At 65.7% G+C, this 16,847-nt stretch carries 17 protein-coding genes and 3 tRNA genes; 14 read left to right on the forward strand and 6 right to left on the reverse strand.

The genetic code is table 11. From position 1 onward, the window contains the following. A partial coding sequence (locus tag ACJ7C5_RS08950; RefSeq protein ID WP_412703692.1) for a transposase occupies positions 1 to 297 on the forward strand: 297 nt, incomplete at its 5' end. Next, positions 294 to 1,154 (forward strand): IS3 family transposase, encoded by an 861-nt coding sequence (locus tag ACJ7C5_RS08955; protein ID WP_412703693.1) that lies wholly within the window; start codon positions 294 to 296, stop codon positions 1,152 to 1,154. The genes ACJ7C5_RS08950 and ACJ7C5_RS08955, both read left to right, overlap by 4 nt. 312 nt (positions 1,155 to 1,466) lie before the next feature. Here ACJ7C5_RS08955 and ACJ7C5_RS08960 read toward each other — a convergent pair whose 3' ends face one another. Further along, complete coding sequence (locus tag ACJ7C5_RS08960; protein ID WP_412703694.1) at positions 1,467 to 2,891, reverse strand: sugar porter family MFS transporter; 1,425 nt, start codon at positions 2,889 to 2,891, stop codon at positions 1,467 to 1,469. Between the two features lie 192 nt (positions 2,892 to 3,083). Between ACJ7C5_RS08960 and fdxA the strand changes: the two genes are divergently transcribed. After that, complete coding sequence (gene fdxA / locus ACJ7C5_RS08965) at positions 3,084 to 3,407, forward strand: ferredoxin FdxA (RefSeq protein ID WP_004153066.1); 324 nt, start codon at positions 3,084 to 3,086, stop codon at positions 3,405 to 3,407. Positions 3,408 to 3,580: 173 nt separating this feature from the next. On the opposite strand, the gene ACJ7C5_RS08970 is transcribed toward fdxA, so the two are convergent. Both ACJ7C5_RS08970 and dapA read right to left on the reverse strand, forming a co-directional pair. Then, positions 3,581 to 4,096 (reverse strand): hypothetical protein, encoded by a 516-nt coding sequence (locus ACJ7C5_RS08970; RefSeq protein WP_305098759.1) that lies wholly within the window; start codon positions 4,094 to 4,096, stop codon positions 3,581 to 3,583. Between the two features lie 32 nt (positions 4,097 to 4,128). Then, positions 4,129 to 5,022, reverse strand: a complete 894-nt coding sequence (gene dapA / locus ACJ7C5_RS08975; RefSeq protein WP_094000025.1) for a 4-hydroxy-tetrahydrodipicolinate synthase — start codon at positions 5,020 to 5,022, stop codon at positions 4,129 to 4,131. Positions 5,023 to 5,186: 164 nt separating this feature from the next. Here dapA and ACJ7C5_RS08980 point away from each other — a divergent pair, with 164 nt between their 5' ends. From ACJ7C5_RS08980 to ACJ7C5_RS09025, 10 genes are all read left to right on the forward strand, one after another. Further along, positions 5,187 to 5,747, forward strand: a complete 561-nt coding sequence (locus ACJ7C5_RS08980) for a glycine cleavage system transcriptional repressor (protein ID WP_005409051.1) — start codon at positions 5,187 to 5,189, stop codon at positions 5,745 to 5,747. Positions 5,748 to 5,826: 79 nt separating this feature from the next. Then, on the forward strand, positions 5,827 to 6,306 hold the full coding sequence (locus ACJ7C5_RS08985; RefSeq protein WP_049445310.1) for a peroxiredoxin: 480 nt from the start codon (positions 5,827 to 5,829) through the stop codon (positions 6,304 to 6,306). Between the two features lie 84 nt (positions 6,307 to 6,390). After that, positions 6,391 to 7,791, forward strand: a complete 1,401-nt coding sequence (locus ACJ7C5_RS08990; protein WP_010484287.1) for a PhoH family protein — start codon at positions 6,391 to 6,393, stop codon at positions 7,789 to 7,791. Beyond that, positions 7,788 to 8,294: a hypothetical protein gene (locus ACJ7C5_RS08995; RefSeq protein ID WP_097047841.1), complete on the forward strand. Its 507-nt coding sequence runs from the start codon at positions 7,788 to 7,790 to the stop codon at positions 8,292 to 8,294. Before ACJ7C5_RS08990 ends, ACJ7C5_RS08995 begins: the two co-directional genes overlap by 4 nt. A gap of 12 nt (positions 8,295 to 8,306) precedes the next feature. Then, a complete protein-coding gene (locus ACJ7C5_RS09000; RefSeq protein WP_097047840.1) occupies positions 8,307 to 8,975 on the forward strand; it encodes a YoaK family protein in 669 nt (222 codons plus the stop codon). Between the two features lie 64 nt (positions 8,976 to 9,039). After that, on the forward strand, positions 9,040 to 9,849 hold the full coding sequence (gene thiD, locus ACJ7C5_RS09005) for a bifunctional hydroxymethylpyrimidine kinase/phosphomethylpyrimidine kinase (RefSeq protein WP_412703695.1): 810 nt from the start codon (positions 9,040 to 9,042) through the stop codon (positions 9,847 to 9,849). Continuing rightward, a complete protein-coding gene (locus tag ACJ7C5_RS09010; RefSeq protein WP_412703696.1) occupies positions 9,846 to 10,772 on the forward strand; it encodes an alpha/beta hydrolase family protein in 927 nt (308 codons plus the stop codon). The genes thiD and ACJ7C5_RS09010 overlap by 4 nt, the downstream gene beginning before the upstream one ends. Next, positions 10,763 to 10,839: transfer RNA gene (locus ACJ7C5_RS09015), tRNA-Arg, on the forward strand. Before ACJ7C5_RS09010 ends, ACJ7C5_RS09015 begins: the two co-directional genes overlap by 10 nt. Positions 10,840 to 10,908: 69 nt before the next feature. After that, a tRNA-Arg gene (locus ACJ7C5_RS09020) sits at positions 10,909 to 10,985 on the forward strand. Between the two features lie 32 nt (positions 10,986 to 11,017). After that, positions 11,018 to 11,094: transfer RNA gene (locus ACJ7C5_RS09025), tRNA-Arg, on the forward strand. Between the two features lie 676 nt (positions 11,095 to 11,770). Here ACJ7C5_RS09025 and ACJ7C5_RS09030 read toward each other — a convergent pair. Next, complete coding sequence (locus ACJ7C5_RS09030) at positions 11,771 to 12,691, reverse strand: LysR family transcriptional regulator (protein WP_097049880.1); 921 nt, start codon at positions 12,689 to 12,691, stop codon at positions 11,771 to 11,773. A gap of 140 nt (positions 12,692 to 12,831) precedes the next feature. On the opposite strand from ACJ7C5_RS09030, the gene ACJ7C5_RS09035 reads away from it, so the two are divergent. After that, on the forward strand, positions 12,832 to 13,533 hold the full coding sequence (locus ACJ7C5_RS09035; protein ID WP_046985863.1) for a pirin family protein: 702 nt from the start codon (positions 12,832 to 12,834) through the stop codon (positions 13,531 to 13,533). Between the two features lie 113 nt (positions 13,534 to 13,646). On the opposite strand, the gene ACJ7C5_RS09040 is transcribed toward ACJ7C5_RS09035, so the two are convergent. Further along, complete coding sequence (locus ACJ7C5_RS09040; RefSeq protein WP_412703697.1) at positions 13,647 to 15,851, reverse strand: TonB-dependent siderophore receptor; 2,205 nt, start codon at positions 15,849 to 15,851, stop codon at positions 13,647 to 13,649. A gap of 132 nt (positions 15,852 to 15,983) precedes the next feature. Continuing rightward, on the reverse strand, positions 15,984 to 16,679 hold the full coding sequence (locus ACJ7C5_RS09045) for an alpha/beta hydrolase (protein ID WP_412703698.1): 696 nt from the start codon (positions 16,677 to 16,679) through the stop codon (positions 15,984 to 15,986). Positions 16,680 to 16,847: the final 168 nt, after the last annotated feature.

Raw genomic sequence — 16,847 nt, forward strand, 5'->3', positions numbered from 1 at the left:
CTTATGTCCCGTATCACCCGTCGTAGCTACACCGATGAGTTCAAGCACCAAGCCGTGGAGTTGGCCGAGTCGCTCGGACCTGCCGCAGCGGCCCGTCAGCTGGAGATGTCGGTCAAGACGCTGGCAAATTGGCTTGACGCGGTCCGTGCTGGCCGGTCGTTGACCTCTGAGGCTCGCAGGCCAGCCACCGACCTGGAAAGCGAGATCAGCCGCCTTCGGGCCGAGAACGCCAATCTGAAGATGGAGCGGGAAATCCTAAAAAAAGCGGCGGCGTTCTTTGCCAGAGAGTCCAAGTGAGGTACGCCTTCGTCGCCAGTCAAAGGACTCACTACCCGACCAGGTTGCTGTGTCGGGTTCTTGGGGTTTCTGTCTCTGGATTCCATGACTACCTGCGCCGGCAGTGTGCCCAAACGTACGATGTCGATTCGGCCCTCCGTACCGAGCTTCGGGCCATTCATGTGACCAGCAAGCGCAGTTATGGGCGACGTCGGCTGGTCAGGGCCTTACGAGCCAGGAATCATCCAGTCGGCCACAAGCGCGTGGCACGGTTAATGGCCGAGGAGCGAATCCAGGGCAAGACCAAAGGCCGATTCCGACCCAAATCCTCCGGCGGCTCATCTCAGCTCGCCCCCAACCTGCTGGATCGGCAATTTGCCCCCGGAACCGGACCGACGGCCTGGGTCGGGGATATCACGTATGTCCCCACCCGCCAGGGATGGCTGCATCTGGCCGTGGTCATCAGCGTCCAGACCCGGCAGGTGCTGGGCTACAGTGTTTCCAAGCGTCTGACTGAAGAGCTGGTGGTGAAAGCATTTGCCAATGCTTGGGCTCTGCATCCACAACGACCCGGCCTGATCTTCCATTCAGATCGTGGTGGGCAGTACTGGGGGAACCAGTTTCGCCAGCTGCTGCAGTCCCATGAGGTGGTCCAAAGCATGAGCCGGCCTGGCAATTGCTGGGACAACGCGGTGGCCGAGAGCTTCTTTGCCACGCTCAAGACAGAAGAGGCTGCCGAGCCTTACGCCAGTAGAGAACAAGCCAGCCAGTCCATCGCTGCTTACATCCACGGCTTCTACAATCCAGCCCGGCTACACTCGGCGCTGGGCTACCACTCGCCTAACAACTACGCCCGGCAGCTCCGGGCTGCCGCCTGAAACGGCTTCATGGCGTCCGTTTTCAGGGGGCCAGATCAAACGGTCCAGTCAAGGGTGACCCACCCCCTCCTGACAGTTTCCCGCGACGGCGGCACGAACAGCCTCGCTCCTCCGCAGCCAATTCAATCCCGACGCGCAGACCTGCGTCCGCCACCCGCAATGTGTCGAGAGGCTGCAGGCCAGCCGATCCAGGACCGTTGGCGCCATGGATGGCGCCATCGAGCCCCCATGGATGGGTTTACGGCGTGTCCTGGATCGGCTGGCCTGCAGCCTCCCCACGGAGAAAGGAGGCGCTGAAACACAGGCCGGCCGTCAGCCTTCCATCTGCTCCAGTTCCTTGCCCTTGGTCTCGCGCACATAGCGGACCACGAAGAAGATCGAAAGGATGGCCGCAACCGTATAGATGCCGTAGGCCCCTGCCAGGCCGATGCCGGCCAGCAGCATCGGGAAGGTCACGGTGATCGCGAAGTTCGAGGTCCATTGCGCGGCACCCGCCACCGCCAGCGCCGGGCCGCGGATCTGGTTCGGGAACATCTCGCCCAGCATCACCCACATCACCGGGCCCCATGACATGTTGAAGAACACCACGTAGACATTGGCTGCAACCAGCGCCAGTCGACCCATTCCGTCGGACAACTGCAGTCGACCATCGGCCAGGCTGCCACTGGCGAAGGCGACCACCATCAGCACCAGCGCCACCGACATGCCGACCGAGCCGATGCACAGCAGCGGCCTGCGCCCGATGCGGTCGATCAACAGCACCGTCAGCAGACAGGCGCCGATGCTCAGCGCGCCGGACAGCACGTTGATCAGCAGCGCATCGCTTTCCGAGAAGCCCACCGCCTGCCACAGCACCGCGCCGTAGTAGAACACCACGTTGATGCCGACCAGCTGCTGGAACATGGCCAGACCAATGCCGACCCAGAGGATCGGGCGCAGCTTGCCGCTGACCGTGTCGCGCAGGTCGGCAAAGCGCGGCTTGTGCTGGTCCTGGGCCAGGCTGGCTTCGATCTCGGTCTGCTTGGCCGCCGCTGCGGCCTCGCCGTACAGCCGCGACAGGACCGCCCTCGCCTGCTGCTGACGCCCCTTCAGGACCAGGAAGCGCGGGCTTTCCGGAATCACCAGCAACAACAGCAGGAACAGCCCCGACGGCAGTGCCTGCATCCAGAACATCCAGCGCCAGGCCTCATGGCCCAGCCACAGCGGCTCGGTCGACGCTCCGGCGGCACGGGCCAGCAGGTAATTGCTGAGGAAAGCTGCGAACAGGCCGCAGATGATCGCCATCTGCTGCACCGTGGCCAAACGCCCGCGATAGCGCGCCGAGGCCACCTCGGCAATATAGGCCGGCGACATCACACTGGCCGCGCCCACCGCGAAACCGCCAAGCACGCGTGCGGCGATGAACAGCCAGGAGGCGTGAGCGGCACCGGCACCCAGCGCCGAGACCAGGAACATCAGCGCCGAGGCGATCAGCACGCCACGACGGCCCAGGCGATCTCCCAGCCAACCGGCCAGGAAGGCACCGATCGCGCAGCCCAGCAGCATCGAGGCGACTTCGAAACCGAGCGCCGCCTCGCTGGAGTTGAAGGCCTGGCGCAGGCCATCGACCGTGCCATTGATGACACCACTGTCGAAGCCGAACAGGAATCCACCCAGGGTGGCCACGCAGCTGATCAGGACGATGAATGCAGTGTTCTCACCACCATGGGAGGCGATGTTGGGCTGGGCTGGGGACATGGACGATCCTGCTGGGAAGGGGGCCGGCCATCCGACGCAGCCGGCTGACCCGCAGCGTCGCACAGGCCTCGCCCTGCCGCCAATGACCGCCACGGCCGCGCCTGCCAGACGTCCGATTTCCGCCCCGCGCCGACACCGGGGGCCAACCTGTTCTAGAATTGGCAGGTTCAGGAATCGATCCACCCCCAGCCCATGCCCTTTGTCGTCACCGAAAACTGCATCAAGTGCAAACACACCGATTGCGTGGAAGTGTGCCCCGTGGATTGCTTCCACGAAGGCCCGAACTTCCTGGTGATCGACCCGGATGAGTGCATCGACTGCACCCTCTGCGAACCGGAGTGCCCGGTCAACGCGATCTTCCCGGAGGACGATGTTCCTGCCGGCCAGGAAAGCTTCGTCGCCCTCAACGCCGAGCTGGCGAAGGAGTGGCCGGTGCTGACCGTGCGCAAGGACCCGCCCGCCGACGCCGGCGAATGGGACGGCAAGCCGGACAAGCTGAAGCTGCTGGAGCGCTGAGAAGCGCCTGCTGCGGCAACGAAAAAGGGCGCCATGGGCGCCCTTTTTCGTTGCTCGGCAGATGCCAACCGCACGATCCGGTAGGTGCCAACCTTGGTTGGCACAGAAGCGCCGACCAAGGTCGGTCTCTGCCAGGCAGGTGCGGACCTGGCCCGCCCCCACCCGACCGGCGCTTACTGCGCCAGCTTCGCCTTCAGCGCGGCGATCAGCTTCACCGGGGCTTCGGCGGTGGCCGGCAGGCCACGCGGGTCGACCGCGGAGATGTAGGCGCCAGCATCGACGGCGACCACGCGGACCAGGAAGTTGCTGCCTTCGTAGGCCACGTCATACGAGCCCAGCAGCTGCGCGCGGCTGGCGATGGTCACGCCTTCCACGCCTTCCAGCGCGGTGCCGACCTTGGCGAAAGCCTCGTCCTTGCCGCCGGCGATGGTGAAACCGGTGTTGCCCACGGCCGGGGCCGCAGCCGCAGGCGCGGCCGGCTTGGTCGCCGATGCCAGCGTCGGCACCTTGTTGTCACCGGTGGTCGCCGGCAGGTTCAGGTCCGGCGGCACTTCCAGCGGACGCATTTCCGGGGCCAGGGCGTAGTCGCCCTTGACACCACGCTTGAAGCAGCCGGTGGTGCCGGCGGCAACGGCCACCGCAAGCAGGGCGTAGGACAGCACGCGGACGGTGGATACGGATTGACGCATGTGAATCTCCTGGGTCAGACCAAGACGGAAGGTCAGTGGCTGGAAAGGGCTTCGAGGGCGGCGATGTCGCCGGCAAGGTGGTCGGCCGCCGGATGATGCGGCGCCGACAGTGGCAGCAGCGGCAGGCGCAGGTCGTGGCCGATGCCGATACGGCGCAGCAGCGCCTTGACCGGGATCGGGTTCGGTTCAACGCCGCAGAACTCATGGAACGGCTGCAGGCGCGCATCCCAGGACTCGGTGGCTTCGTGGTCATGGGCGGCGGCCAGCTCGCACATCCGGCGGTAGGCGCCGGGCAGCACGTTGGAGCCGACCGAGATCAGGCCGTCGATACCGGCCCGGATCGAACGCGCGGCCGTACCGTCGTCGCCGCTGAGCACGGCGAACTGCGGGTTGCGCAGGGCGAGCAGCGCCTGCACCCGGCCGGTGTCGCCCACCGCCTCCTTGATGCCGACGATGTTGGGGTGGCTGGCCAGTTCGGCCACGGTCTCCGGCTGCATGTCGCAACCGGTACGGCCGGGCACGTTGTACAGCACGACCGGCAACCCGCCCTGGTCGGCGACCGCGCGGTAGTGGGCGATCAGGCCGGCCTGGGTCGGCCGCACGTACGGCGGGGTGACCACCAGCGCATGGCTGGCGCCGAGCGCGGCGGCACGGCGGGTCTGTTCAATGGTTTTGGCGGTACCGGACAGGCCGGTGCCGGCCATGACCGGGATGCGACCGCCGATGCGCTCGACCGCGCTGGCCAGCAGCAGGTCGTACTCGGCATCGGTGAGGGTTGCCGCTTCGCCGGTCGAGCCGGCAACGACAACGCCATGGACGCCACCTTCCAGTTGCAGATGCAGCAGGCGCTGCCAACCGTCGGGATCGAGGGCGCCGTCGGCCCGGAACGGGGTCGCCAGCGCGGTGATGAGGCCGGAAAGGGACAAGGACGTGCTGCTCTTGGCTGGGAAGGGAAAACGCCCGCCACGAAAGGCCGGGACTGACCTGAATGTTACTTGCGGCGCGAAAGCACGGGCAAGTATGCTGGACACCGGTGGATCCCCGCCTCTGGCGGGCATTCAGACTAACGCATGCATTACCCGGAATCGCCTTGACCGACACCACCCCGCGCCCCGCGCCGAGCGAAAACCACCTCCTGATCAACGCCTACACGACGCATCCGGAGTCCCCCCTGCTGTCCGTCACCCGCCGCATCGCCGACAGCGGCTGCAATCTGGTGGACGCGCGCCTGGCCACGGTCGGCCGCGATGTCTCGGTCACCGCCCTGGCCACCGGCTCGTGGGATTCGGTGGCCAAGCTGGAGGCGATGCTGACCCGGCTGGAGCGCGAGGAAGGCCTGAAGCTGGTCTGGTACCGCACCGCGGCCAAGCAGGCGCAGTCCAACCTGCTGCCGTACATCGTCGAGGTGATCGCCGCCGACAAGCCGGGCATCCTGTTCCAGCTGGCCGATTTCTTCGACCGCCAGGGCATCACCATCGAGAACCTGCAGAGCACGCGCTACCGCGCCATGCAGACCGGTGCGGAGATGTTCAGCGCGCAGGTCACCATCGGCGTACCAGCCAACATGCACATCGCCGCGCTGCGCGACGACTTCCTTGAATTCTGCGACCACCTGAACCTGGACGCGATCATGGACCCGATGAAATTCTGATTCTTCGCGCGCCTCTCACGGGCGCGTGGCGTTTCATGCAATTGTCGTAGAAAGAACCCAGGCTCGACAGAAGGACCTCATGAACAACGGCGATACCCTGGACAGCACCACCCTCTCCCTGCCGCTGGCGCTGTCCGGTGGCGAACAGGCCACTCTCGGCGACTACGCCGGCCACTGGCTGGTGCTGTACTTCTATCCCAAGGACAGCACCCCTGGCTGCACCACCGAAGGCATCGACTTCAACGCACTGCTGCCGAAGTTCAAGAAGGCAGGCGCGGTGGTACTCGGCGTCTCGCGCGACTCGGTGAAGTCGCACGACAACTTCTGTGCCAAGCAGGGCTTCAACTTCCCGCTGGTCAGCGATGGCGACGAAGCGCTGTGCAGCGCCTTCGACGTGATCAAGATGAAGAACATGTACGGCAAGCAGGTACGTGGCATCGAACGCAGCACCTTCCTGATTTCCCCCGACAGCCGCATCGTGCAGTCCTGGCGCAAGGTCAAGGTTGCCGGCCATGCCGATGCCGTTCTCGCCGAACTGAAGGCCTCCCAGTCCAAGTGAGTCCCACTGCCTACTGTGTCTGCCATCACCCTGCCCCGCAGCAGGCCGTGGTGGTTTTTCCCTGTCCGTAACCAGGAATCGACGATGACCCGAGGCAAGCGCATCTACGTGCTGGATACCAACGTGCTGATGCACGATCCCACCGCGCTGTTCAAATTCGAGGAGCACGACGTCTACCTGCCCATGCAGGTGATCGAGGAGCTGGACAACGGCAAGAAGGGCACCTCCGAGGCGAGCCGCAACGCCCGCCAGGTGAGCCGCTTCCTCAATGAGCTGGTGCAGGAATCCGGCCTGGACAACCTGGCCGACGGCATTCCGCTGCAGCGCCCCAATGGTCTGCAGCTGCGCGGCAAGCAGAGCGCCGGCAAGCTGCGCTTCCAGACCAGCCATTTCGACGCGGGCAAGAGCTTTGGCAAGGTCATTCCCGACAATGCCATCCTCGGCGCGATCCTCGCGCTGAAGGAAGAAACCCCGGACCTGCCGGTGGTGTTCGTTTCCAAGGACATCAACCTGCGGATCAAGGCCGCCATCGCCGGCATCGTGTCCGAGGACTACGAGAACGACCGTGCGCTGGACGATTTCAGCCTGCTCTACACCGGCGCAACCGAACTGCCGGAAGACTTCTGGAAGCGCCACGGCGATGACCTGCGCAGCTGGAGCGACAAGGGCCGCACGCATTACGAAATCCTCGCGCAGGATGGCGAGGAGTGGTACCCGAACCAGTACGTCTACCTGCCCGGCGAAGACGAGGTCGAACTGCGCGTCAGCCGCGTGGTCGGCGATGGCAAGGTGGTGCTGTCGCTGGTCGATGATTTCCGCCACGGCAGCCACGCCGTGTGGGGCATCAGCGCACGCAACCGCGAGCAGAACTTCGCGCTCAATGCCCTGATGGACCCGGAGATCGATTTCGTCACGCTGCTGGGCACCGCCGGCACCGGCAAGACCCTGCTGGCGCTGGCCGCCGGCCTGGCGCAGACGATGGACCAGCAGCGCTACCGCGAGATCATCATGACCCGCGCCACGGTCAGCGTCGGCGAGGACATCGGCTTCCTGCCCGGCACCGAGGAAGAGAAGATGACACCGTGGATGGGCGCGTTGACCGACAACCTGGAAGTGCTCACGCACAACCAGGAAGGCGGCACCTGGGGGCGCCAGGCCACCAACGACCTGCTGGCCAGCCGCATCAAGATCCGCTCGATGAACTTCATGCGCGGCCGCACGTTCCTGTCGCGCTACCTGATCCTGGACGAGGCGCAGAACCTCACCCCGAAGCAGATGAAGACGCTGATCACCCGTGCCGGCCCCGGTACCAAGATCGTCTGCCTGGGCAACGTCGAGCAGATCGACACCCCGTACCTGACCGAGACCACCTCGGGCCTGACCTACGCGGTGGATCGCTTCAAGAACTGGCCGCATAGTGCGCACATCACCCTGCGCCGAGGCGAGCGCTCGCGCCTGGCCGATTACGCTTCGGAGGTGTTGTGAACCGCGGTACCCGTCTGCTGCTGCCCACGGCTGCGATCACCCTCGCAGCCGTGCTCGGCGCCTGCACCACCACGCGCGGCCCGGCCAGCGTGCCGACCGCCGAGCGTACCGGCCAGTCCTGGGTGGTCACCCGCCCGATCATCGCCGCGCAGGTGCTCGACACCTGCTCGCGCGCCAGCCCCGGCCGCGAGGCCGGGCGGGTCAGCGGTTACTGGGCGCCCAGCCGGCAGCAGATCGACCAGCTGGAAGCGCAGCTGTCGTCGCTGGAGGCACAGGTACCGAAGGTGCTGGACTTCGACCGCCAGTACGTTGGCATCGAAAGCGCAGGCAAGCGGCTGATCTACATCAACGCCTTCCATCTGCCCGACGACAGCGGCATCAACCCGGCACGGGAAGCGATCCGCGTCTGTGACGGCGGCACGCAGTTCTGGGGCGCGGTGTTCGATCCTGCCAACAACACCTTCAGCGAGCTGCAGTTCAACGGCGGCTTCGGCGGGCCCTGAGGGGCCCCGCCGATGGGAATACGCCTGCCCACCTGGGTCTGGATCGGCGCGGTCGCGCTTTCATGCGTGGCCGGCATGGTCAACGTGGTCGGCTTCCTGGGGTTCGAGCACCAGGCGGTCAGCCACATGACCGGCAGCACCAGCCAGCTGGGCATGGCCCTGGCACAGGGCGACTGGCGTGCGGTCGGCCACCTGTGGGGGCTGCTGATCGCGTTCTCGCTGGGCGCGATGCTCAGCGGCCTGCTGATCCAGGACAGCGCCCTGCAGCTGGGCCGCCGCTACGGCGTGGCACTGGCACTGGAATCGGCACTGCTGCTGGTGGCCATCCCCCTGTTCGAACAGCATCAGATATGGGGTGCACTGGCCGCCGCCATGGCCTGCGGCCTGCAGAACGCAATGGCCACCACCTTCAGTGGCGCGGTGGTGCGCACCACCCACCTCAGCGGCATGTTCACCGACCTCGGCATCGGCCTGGGCCACCTGCTGCGCGGACTGCCGCTGCAGGTACGGCGGCTGACCCTCAGCGGCCTGATCATCAGCGGCTTCCTCGGCGGCGGCATCCTCGGCGCCTGGCTGTTCATGCGCTGGCAGTATGACGCCCTGCTCGCCCCGGCCCTGCTGACCGGCCTGACCGGGCTGGGCTATGTGCTGTACCAGCAGTGGGCGCGTTGGCGGCATTGAATCAGGGACATCCACGCATGGCGTGGATCTACCTTCCCCAGCGGGACCACGGCACAATCACTGGATGAGCCCGACCACTCCTGTTTCCGCCCTCACCATCGCCGGCTCCGACTCCGGCGGCGGCGCTGGCGTCCCCGCCGATCTCAAGGCCTTCGCCGCGCACCGCGTACATGGCCTGGCCGTGTTCGCTGCACTGACCGCACAGAACACCCGTGGCGTCACCGCCGTGCACGTGCCACCGATCGCATTCCTGCAGGCGCAGATCGAAGCCTGCTTCGATGACTTCGATATCCATGCGGTGAAACTCGGCATGCTGGCCAACGCCGAAGTGATCCATGCCGTCGCCAACGCACTCGAAAAGCACCGCCCGCCACACGTGGTGCTGGACCCGGTGATGGTCGCCACCAGCGGCGCGCGCCTGCTGGAGGAAAGTGCGCTCAAGGCCATGCGTGAGCGCCTGCTGCCGCTGGCAACGCTGGTTACGCCCAATACGCCGGAAGCAGAACTCCTGATCGGCCGGAAGATCAGCAACGGCGATGACGCCGAGCAGGCTGCCTCCACCCTGCTCGACCTCGGTGCCGGCGCCGTGCTGCTGAAGGGCGGCCACCTGCATGAGGGCAATCGCGTGATCGATCGTTACTTCGACGGCGTCAGCAGCGAAGAATTCATCCACGCCCGCCTGCCGCTGGACGCACATGGCACAGGCTGCACGCTGGCCTCGGCCATCGCCGCGCAGCTGTGCAACGGCCTGAGCCTGGCCAATGCCTGCGAAGCCGGTATCGACTACGTTGCGCGCGGCCTGCAGCAGGGCTACGCGCCTGGTCGCAGCGAGGTGCTGGTACTCGATCACTTCGGCGCGGCACCGCACGCATGAGTCTCGCACCGGACGTCGTTGCCGTGCAGTGCACTGATGGCCATCGCTACGAAGTGATCGCCTGCGTGCCCGCACAGCCCGTCGCGCGCCTGCTGTGGCTGCCGGCGCTGGGCGTGGCCGCGCGTCACTACCTGCCACTGGCATTGGCGCTGGCGGCGAAGGGCGTGGCGGTCTACCTGCATGAGTGGCGCGGCAATGGCAGCAGTTCGCTGCGCCCGTCGCGCACGCAGGACTGGGGCTATCGCGAGGTACTCGAACAGGATCTGCCGGCCAGCCAGGCGGTCCTGGCCGCAGTGGATGACGAGGCCGGCGCCCTGCCCTGGATCATCGGTGGACACAGCCTCGGTGGGCAGCTGGCCTGCGTGCATGCCGGCCGCAATCCGCACTACTTCAACCGGCTGTGGCTGGCCGCCAGTGGTTCACCGTTCTGGCGCGGGTTCCCGCCACCGCGTGGCTGGCTGCTACCACTGGTCTACCGCTTCCTGCCGTGGATCGCGCAGCGCCAGGGCGTACTGCATGGCCGTCGCCTCGGCTTTGGTGGCACCGAAGCGCGCGGGCTCATTGCCGACTGGGCACGCGTGGGCCTGAACAACCACTACGCCGCTGCCGGCATGGACGAAGACCTCGATGCGCAGATGGCGCGCGTGCACGGCAGCGCACAGGCGGTGCTGATGGAGCACGACTGGCTGGCACCCACCGGATCGATGCAGACGCTGCTGGCGAAGCTGCCGAATGTGGACGCGCAGCTGCGTGTGCTGTCCGCGCAGGAACTGGGCACGCGCGCCGATCATTTCGCGTGGCTGAAAGCGCCGGAGGCTGTAGCTGACAGCTTTTTCATTCAGTTGGATGAAAATTTTCACAAAACTGTTGACGGTACGCGCCGACATCCGCATAATTCCGCTCCTGTCGCAGGGCGCCCGTAGCTCAGTTGGATAGAGTACCTGGCTACGAACCAGGCGGTCGGGAGTTCGAATCTCTCCGGGCGCACCACTCGACAGGTTTTCAGCATCCGCCGCTGAAAATGCAGTAAAATTAAGCAGTAAGTTGATTGTGTACCGCGCGCCCGTAGCTCAGTTGGATAGAGTACCTGGCTACGAACCAGGCGGTCGGGAGTTCGAATCTCTCCGGGCGCACCATACACAGTCAGCACAACAGGTTTATGTAATTGGCGCCCGTAGCTCAGTTGGATAGAGTACCTGGCTACGAACCAGGCGGTCGGGAGTTCGAATCTCTCCGGGCGCACCATTACACCGAAACAGCAGGCCCCGGCCTGCTGTTTTTTTATGTGTGTTTTTCGGCAGGGCTGCGCCCTGCACCTGCAGCTGCTTCAAGCCAAGGCAACGGCAACAGCAAAAGCTGGCATTCCGTGGGTTGGCGGGGCGACATGGACAGGCAGGACACGCCGTAAACCCATCCATGGGGGCTCGATGGCGGCATCCATGCCGCCAACGGTCCTGCCTGCCCATGCCGCCCCACCTCTGACAGATTTCCGCGATCTGGTAGATCCACGCCATGCGTGGATGACTCCATCGAGTTCGAGTATTTCGATAATTGATCGAAGAGCATCCACGCATGGCGTGGATCTACCGTGTCGACCAAGGTCGACACCTACCAGAGCAGTACGCCGTTCCGACAGGTCGCGGAAAACTGTCGAAGGCGGGGTGGGTCCGGTTGCGGGGGCGTGAGCCGCATGGATGCGGCGACCGAGCTTACATGGGTGAGGGCGCTTTGCTTGCGCAAGCATTGCTTCGCAAGCGCCCGAACGCACAGCCGCCAGCGGCTGGGCCGGGCCCCGGAGGGGGACTTGCAGCGCCCCCCGCAACCGGCCCCACCCCGCCTCCCCACAGGAAACCAGCTTCTGCTGTTGCTGTTGCTGTCGCTCCAGCCCGTAGCGGGTGCAGGGCGCAGCCCTGCCGTACCTCTACCCCTTGGCCATTGACTGCCACCACTGCGACAGCAGCTCCGGCCTGCGCAGGCGCTCGCGCCACCAGCGCAGTGCCGCGCCATCCTCGCCGGTGCGCCAAGCCAGCCAGAAGGTCTCTTCCGGCTTGTGTTCCTCCACCTCACGGATCACCAGCTGGCCACGCGCCACCGCCGCGCGCGCACACGGCTCGGGCAGGAAGCCGAAGCCCACACCTTCGCACTGCAGCTTCAATTTGCTGGCCATGTCGGGCACGGTCAGCATCTCCTGCCCCATCAACAGGCCGACCGTGCGCGGCAGCAGCCGTCGCGCCGAATCAGAGACCGCGATCGCGCAGTGTTCGACCAGCTGCTCGCGACCGAGCACGCCCGGCACTGCAGCCAACGGATGACCGGGGGCGACCGCGAACACGAACTCCACCGTTCCCAGCGGCTCGACCACGTAACCGCCGCCACTGGGCCCCTCGCCCGGTGCGCCGACCAGCAGGTCGGCGCGGCGGTCCAGCAGGGCCTCCCAGGTGCCGGACAGGGCCTCGCCGATCAGTCGCAGCCGGGTCGGCGCCTCGGCCTCACGAAACGCAGCGATGTCCGGGCCGAGCAGCCAGGTCGGGAACACCGAGTCCACCGCCAGCGTCAGTTCGGTCTCCCAGCCCGACGCCACCCGGCGCACCCGCAGCTCCAGCTCGCGGGCGGCGCGCAGCAGGTGCCGGCCCTCGTCCAGCAGGGCGCGTCCGGCCTCGGTCGGCTCGGCACGCGGGCCAACCCGGTCGAACAGCTGTACGCCCAGGTCCTCCTCCAGCTTGGCCACGGTGTACGAGATGGTCGAGGGCACTTTGTGCAGGGCCTTGCCGGCGCCGGCAAAGGAGCCGCGGCGGTCGATGGCATCCAGGATCTGCAGGGCATCGAGGCTGAGCTTGAGCATTCGAATTTTTCGATGATGGCTGTCAAAACTATCCGTTTTTCAAACCCCGGGCGCAAGCGGATACTTCTCTCCAACGGGGAAATACGGCGGCTACAGCCCCACCCCGCCCCATCGAAACCATCGAACAAGGAGATTCCATCATGCTGCAGATCCGCAAGAGCGCTACCCGTGGCCTGGCCGAGCATGGCTGGCTGTCCTCACGCCATACCTTCTCCTTCGCCAACTACTACGACCCGCGCTACGTCAGCTTCGGCCCGCTGCGGGTGATCAACGAAGACAAGGTGATCGGCGGCCAGGGCTTCGGCACCCACAGCCACAGCAACATGGAGATCGTTTCCTATGTGCTGGGCGGCGCGCTGGAGCACAAGGACTCGATGGGCACCGGCTCGGTGCTGCGCTACGGCGACGTGCAGCGCATGAGCGCCGGCAGCGGTGTCAGCCACAGCGAGTTCAACCATTCGGCCGATGAGCCGGTGCACTTCCTGCAGATCTGGATCTTCCCGGACGCGGAGAACATCACGCCGTCCTACGAGGAGACCCACTTCGCGCCGGAGACCAAGCGCGGCCAGCTGCGTCTGATCGCCTCGCCGGACGGTGCCGACGGTTCGCTGCGCATCCACCAGGATGCCCGCATCTTCGCCACCATCCTCGATGGCGGCCAGAAGCTGCACCACGCCCTCGGCAACGGCCGTGGCGCCTATGTGCAGGTGGCGCGTGGCCAGCTGCAGGTCAATGGCATCACTCTGGAAGCCGGTGATGCGCTGCAGGTCAGCGACGAAGCGCAGCTGACCCTGGAAAACGGCAACGACGCCGAAGTGCTGGTGTTCGACCTGCCGCTGTAACGACAACGCCCGCGATGCCGAAAAGCATCGCGGGCGTATGTGTAGAGCCGAGCCCATGCTCGGCTGCGGTTTGACAGCCAGCCGAGCGTGGGCTCGGCTCAACAAAACCGGCGTCAGAACCTGTACGTCATCGCCAACCGCACGTTGCGCGGCTCACCCCAGGTGTAGGTGCTGTACCAGCTGAAGATCGTGTAGTAACGCTTGTCCAGCAGGTTGTTGACGTTGAGCGTGGCCGACAGGCGATCACTGAATTCATAACGCGCCATCGCATCCAGCAACCAGTACGGTTGGGTGCGATGCACCACTTTGGCCTGCGTGGCCGGGTTGGTGATCTCACCGAAAGTGGAATCCTGCCAGCGCGCACCACCGCCCAGCGTCAGGCCCTTCCAGTCGCCACGCAGGCGATAGCTGGTGTGCAGGCTGAACTGGTTCTCCGGCTCCAGCGTGGTGACCTTGGCACCAGCCTGGCGGGCGATCTTGTGCGAGAACCCACCCTGCACCTGCCAGCCTTCCGCCAGCTGGCCCGACATTTCAAGCTCGTAGCCCTTGGTACGCACGCCCATCAGGGCGCGATACGCATCCTGCCCGTCCGGCGTCTTGCCGCCGGTGGGCTGGGCGAAGTTGTCCTGGTCGAGCTGGAACAGCGCCGCACTGGTGTTGAAGCGGCCATCGAAGAATTCCGCCTTCAGACCCATCTCGTAGCTGCGCCCTTCCAGCGGATCCAACGCCTTGCCCTGCTCGTCGCGTTCGCTGTGCGGCTTGAAGATGGTGCTGTAGCTGGCATACACCGAGTAGTGCTCACCAAGGTCGTAGACCACGCCGGCATACGGTACGAACACGCCGGTCTCACGCGTCTGTGGCGAACGGTAGCTGGCCAGGCGGCTGCCAACGATCACCTTCAACGGATCAGCCACGTCGAAGCGGCCTACCACGTAGACGCCATTCTCGCGGGTCACTTCATTGTTGTCGTAGGTGCGCTGCCACTGCGGTTCGGCAATGTCGCCATTCCAGCTTCGGTAGTCCGGCACGGTGTCCGGAAAACCCTCCTGCGGCCCGTAGCCGGTGTTGGTCCAGCGCTTGCGCGACGCGCTGCCGCCGACCACCAGCTCATGCTCGCGCCCAAGCAGCCCGAAGCGCCCGCTGACGTAGAAATCGGCGGCGTTGCTGACGGTCTTGCCAACGTACTTGCCGAGCCACAGGCTGACGCCCTCGCCGGTCAACGGATCGGGATTGCCGGCGGCGGCACCGGCCAGTGCGGCGTCATAGCCATTGACCTGATGGTTGAGCTGCAGCTTGGCAACCCACTCATTGTTGAACGTGTGCTCCAACGTGGCGAAGCCGGTGCGCACATACTGGCGCCAGCCACTCCAGCGCGTGCCGTTGTTGAACGAGCGCGGCATGTCATTGAAGTTGCCGGCACTGTCCAGAAGTGGGATGCCACCCCAGGTCGAGCCCTTCGGGTCGCTGTCCATCGCATCGCCACCCACGGTCAGCAGCGTACGCTCGCCCACATCGGCCTCCAGCACCGCATAGCCCACCTTGCTGGTGCGCTGGTAGAAGTCGAGATTGGAATGCTTGTCCTGCCAGGCGCCCACCGCGCGACCGCGCACGCGTCCATCGGCGGTCAACGGGCCGCCAACATCGATCTCGGCACGATAGTCATCCCAGCGGCCGACACCCAGCGTCGCACTGCCGGCGAACTCCTTGCCCGGCTTCTTGCGCACCAGGTTGATGGTCGCGCCCGGATCACCCATGCCGGTGAGCAGGCCAGTCGCGCCCTTGAGCACTTCGATGCGGTCATAGATCGCGGTATCGCTGAGCGTGTTGCCCGCCGAATAGGCCGAGTCGCGCGACATCGGGATGCCGTCGTACTGGAAGTTCTGCACGGCAAATCCACGCGCGTAGTATTCGGTGCGCTCGCTGTCGTAGGTCACGATGCTGATGCCCGGGGTCACCCGCATGACGTCATCGATGCCGTTCAGGCCGAAGTCGTCCATCTGAGCGCGGGTAATGACGCTGATGGTCTGTGGCGTCTGCCGTGGGGTCAGCACCAGGCGGGTGGCGGTGGCGATGGTGCCGGGCGTATATGCGCCGCTGCCCTCGGTGATGGTGCCGAGCAGGTTGGCGGTGACCTGCACGGTCTGCAGGGTCTGCGATGCCGGGGCCTCGGCGGCCTTGTCCGGCTCCGTGGCGGACTGCGCGGCTGCGATGCCGCTGCTGGCCAGTGCGGTGATCAGCAGGCCCTGGGCAAGCGCCTGCGGCAACGCACGGCGACGCGGCAAGGGGGACGGAATACGGGCATCAGGCACAGACAGCACGAGGGGACCTCCACGATCGGGTGGGATCCTCTGGCGGCGGCTGGAGGGAAGACGGGGACGCGACCGGATGGCCGCAGGCGCAGGAGTGTACTCCCCTGCGCCCCGGCTGTCGTGCGGTGTGCTGCCGCGGGATCAGCCGCCGATGGCGGCGCAGGCCTCCAGGATCAGCGCGGTCACTTCCTTCGGCTGCGAGGCCAGCGAGGCATGGCTGGCGTCCAGCTCAAGCAGTCGCTTGGGCTGCATGCGCGTGGCCATGGCCTTCTGGTTTTCCGGCGCGATCATGCGGTCGTGGCGGGACAGCTGGTACCAGCTCGGCCTGTGCTTCCACGCCGGGTCGCTGACTGCGTCACCAAAGGTGCTGGCCAGTGGCGCCTTCTGGGTCACCGCCATCACCCGGCCCTCGTCTTCGCTCAGATCCTGGCAGAAGCTCTCATGGAACTTGTCCGCACGCAGCCACAGGTAGCCATCGCTGTCCGGTGCCAGGTTCGGCGCCGCCTCCGGCAGGTGCTGCTGGGTGATGCCACCGGGGCTCTCGCCGGCATCAGGCGCGAAAGCGGCAATGTAGACCAGGCCCTTCACGTTGGGCTCGTTGCCGGCTTGGCTGATCACCGCGCCGCCATAGGAGTGGCCGACCAGCAGCACCGGCCCGTCGATCTGCCGGATCATTTTCTGGGTGCGTCCTGCGTCGTCGGCCAGGGAGGTCAGCGGCAGTTCCACCGCCTGCACACGGTCGTGGCCGTTGCGATGCAGTTCCAGGATCACCTTGGCCCAGTGTGCGGCCCCGCCCCAGAATCCATGGACGAGGAGGATGGTCGGTGTCGTGCTCATGTACGGATCTCCGGCAGCGGCCGGCGGGATGCCGACCGTGCAGCCACTGTCCGTGGGCGACGTTAATCACCAGTGACGCGATCGGGTCACTGCAATCGTATGCGTCGCCCGATGTCACGCATGGCACTTGCCGAGCCGATCTGAAAACGTTTTCATAAACATCCCCTG

The sequence above is a fragment of the Nocardiopsis yanglingensis genome, assembly GCF_045809185.1.
GTDB lineage: Bacteria > Pseudomonadota > Gammaproteobacteria > Xanthomonadales > Xanthomonadaceae > Stenotrophomonas > Stenotrophomonas yanglingensis.

What these genes read in the sequence shown, in the direction of transcription:
- ACJ7C5_RS08960 (WP_412703694.1), bottom strand. Translation starts at nt 2,891, where the DNA reads ATGTCCCCAGCCCAGCCCAACATCGCCTCCCATGGTGGTGAGAACACT.
- fdxA (WP_004153066.1), top strand. Translation starts at nt 3,084, where the DNA reads ATGCCCTTTGTCGTCACCGAAAACTGCATCAAGTGCAAACACACCGAT.
- ACJ7C5_RS08970 (WP_305098759.1), bottom strand. Translation starts at nt 4,096, where the DNA reads ATGCGTCAATCCGTATCCACCGTCCGCGTGCTGTCCTACGCCCTGCTT.
- ACJ7C5_RS08985 (WP_049445310.1), top strand. Translation starts at nt 5,827, where the DNA reads ATGAACAACGGCGATACCCTGGACAGCACCACCCTCTCCCTGCCGCTG.
- ACJ7C5_RS08990 (WP_010484287.1), top strand. Translation starts at nt 6,391, where the DNA reads ATGACCCGAGGCAAGCGCATCTACGTGCTGGATACCAACGTGCTGATG.
- ACJ7C5_RS09000 (WP_097047840.1), top strand. Translation starts at nt 8,307, where the DNA reads ATGGGAATACGCCTGCCCACCTGGGTCTGGATCGGCGCGGTCGCGCTT.
- thiD (WP_412703695.1), top strand. Translation starts at nt 9,040, where the DNA reads ATGAGCCCGACCACTCCTGTTTCCGCCCTCACCATCGCCGGCTCCGAC.
- ACJ7C5_RS09010 (WP_412703696.1), top strand. Translation starts at nt 9,846, where the DNA reads ATGAGTCTCGCACCGGACGTCGTTGCCGTGCAGTGCACTGATGGCCAT.
- ACJ7C5_RS09030 (WP_097049880.1), bottom strand. Translation starts at nt 12,691, where the DNA reads ATGCTCAAGCTCAGCCTCGATGCCCTGCAGATCCTGGATGCCATCGAC.
- ACJ7C5_RS09035 (WP_046985863.1), top strand. Translation starts at nt 12,832, where the DNA reads ATGCTGCAGATCCGCAAGAGCGCTACCCGTGGCCTGGCCGAGCATGGC.
- ACJ7C5_RS09045 (WP_412703698.1), bottom strand. Translation starts at nt 16,679, where the DNA reads ATGAGCACGACACCGACCATCCTCCTCGTCCATGGATTCTGGGGCGGG.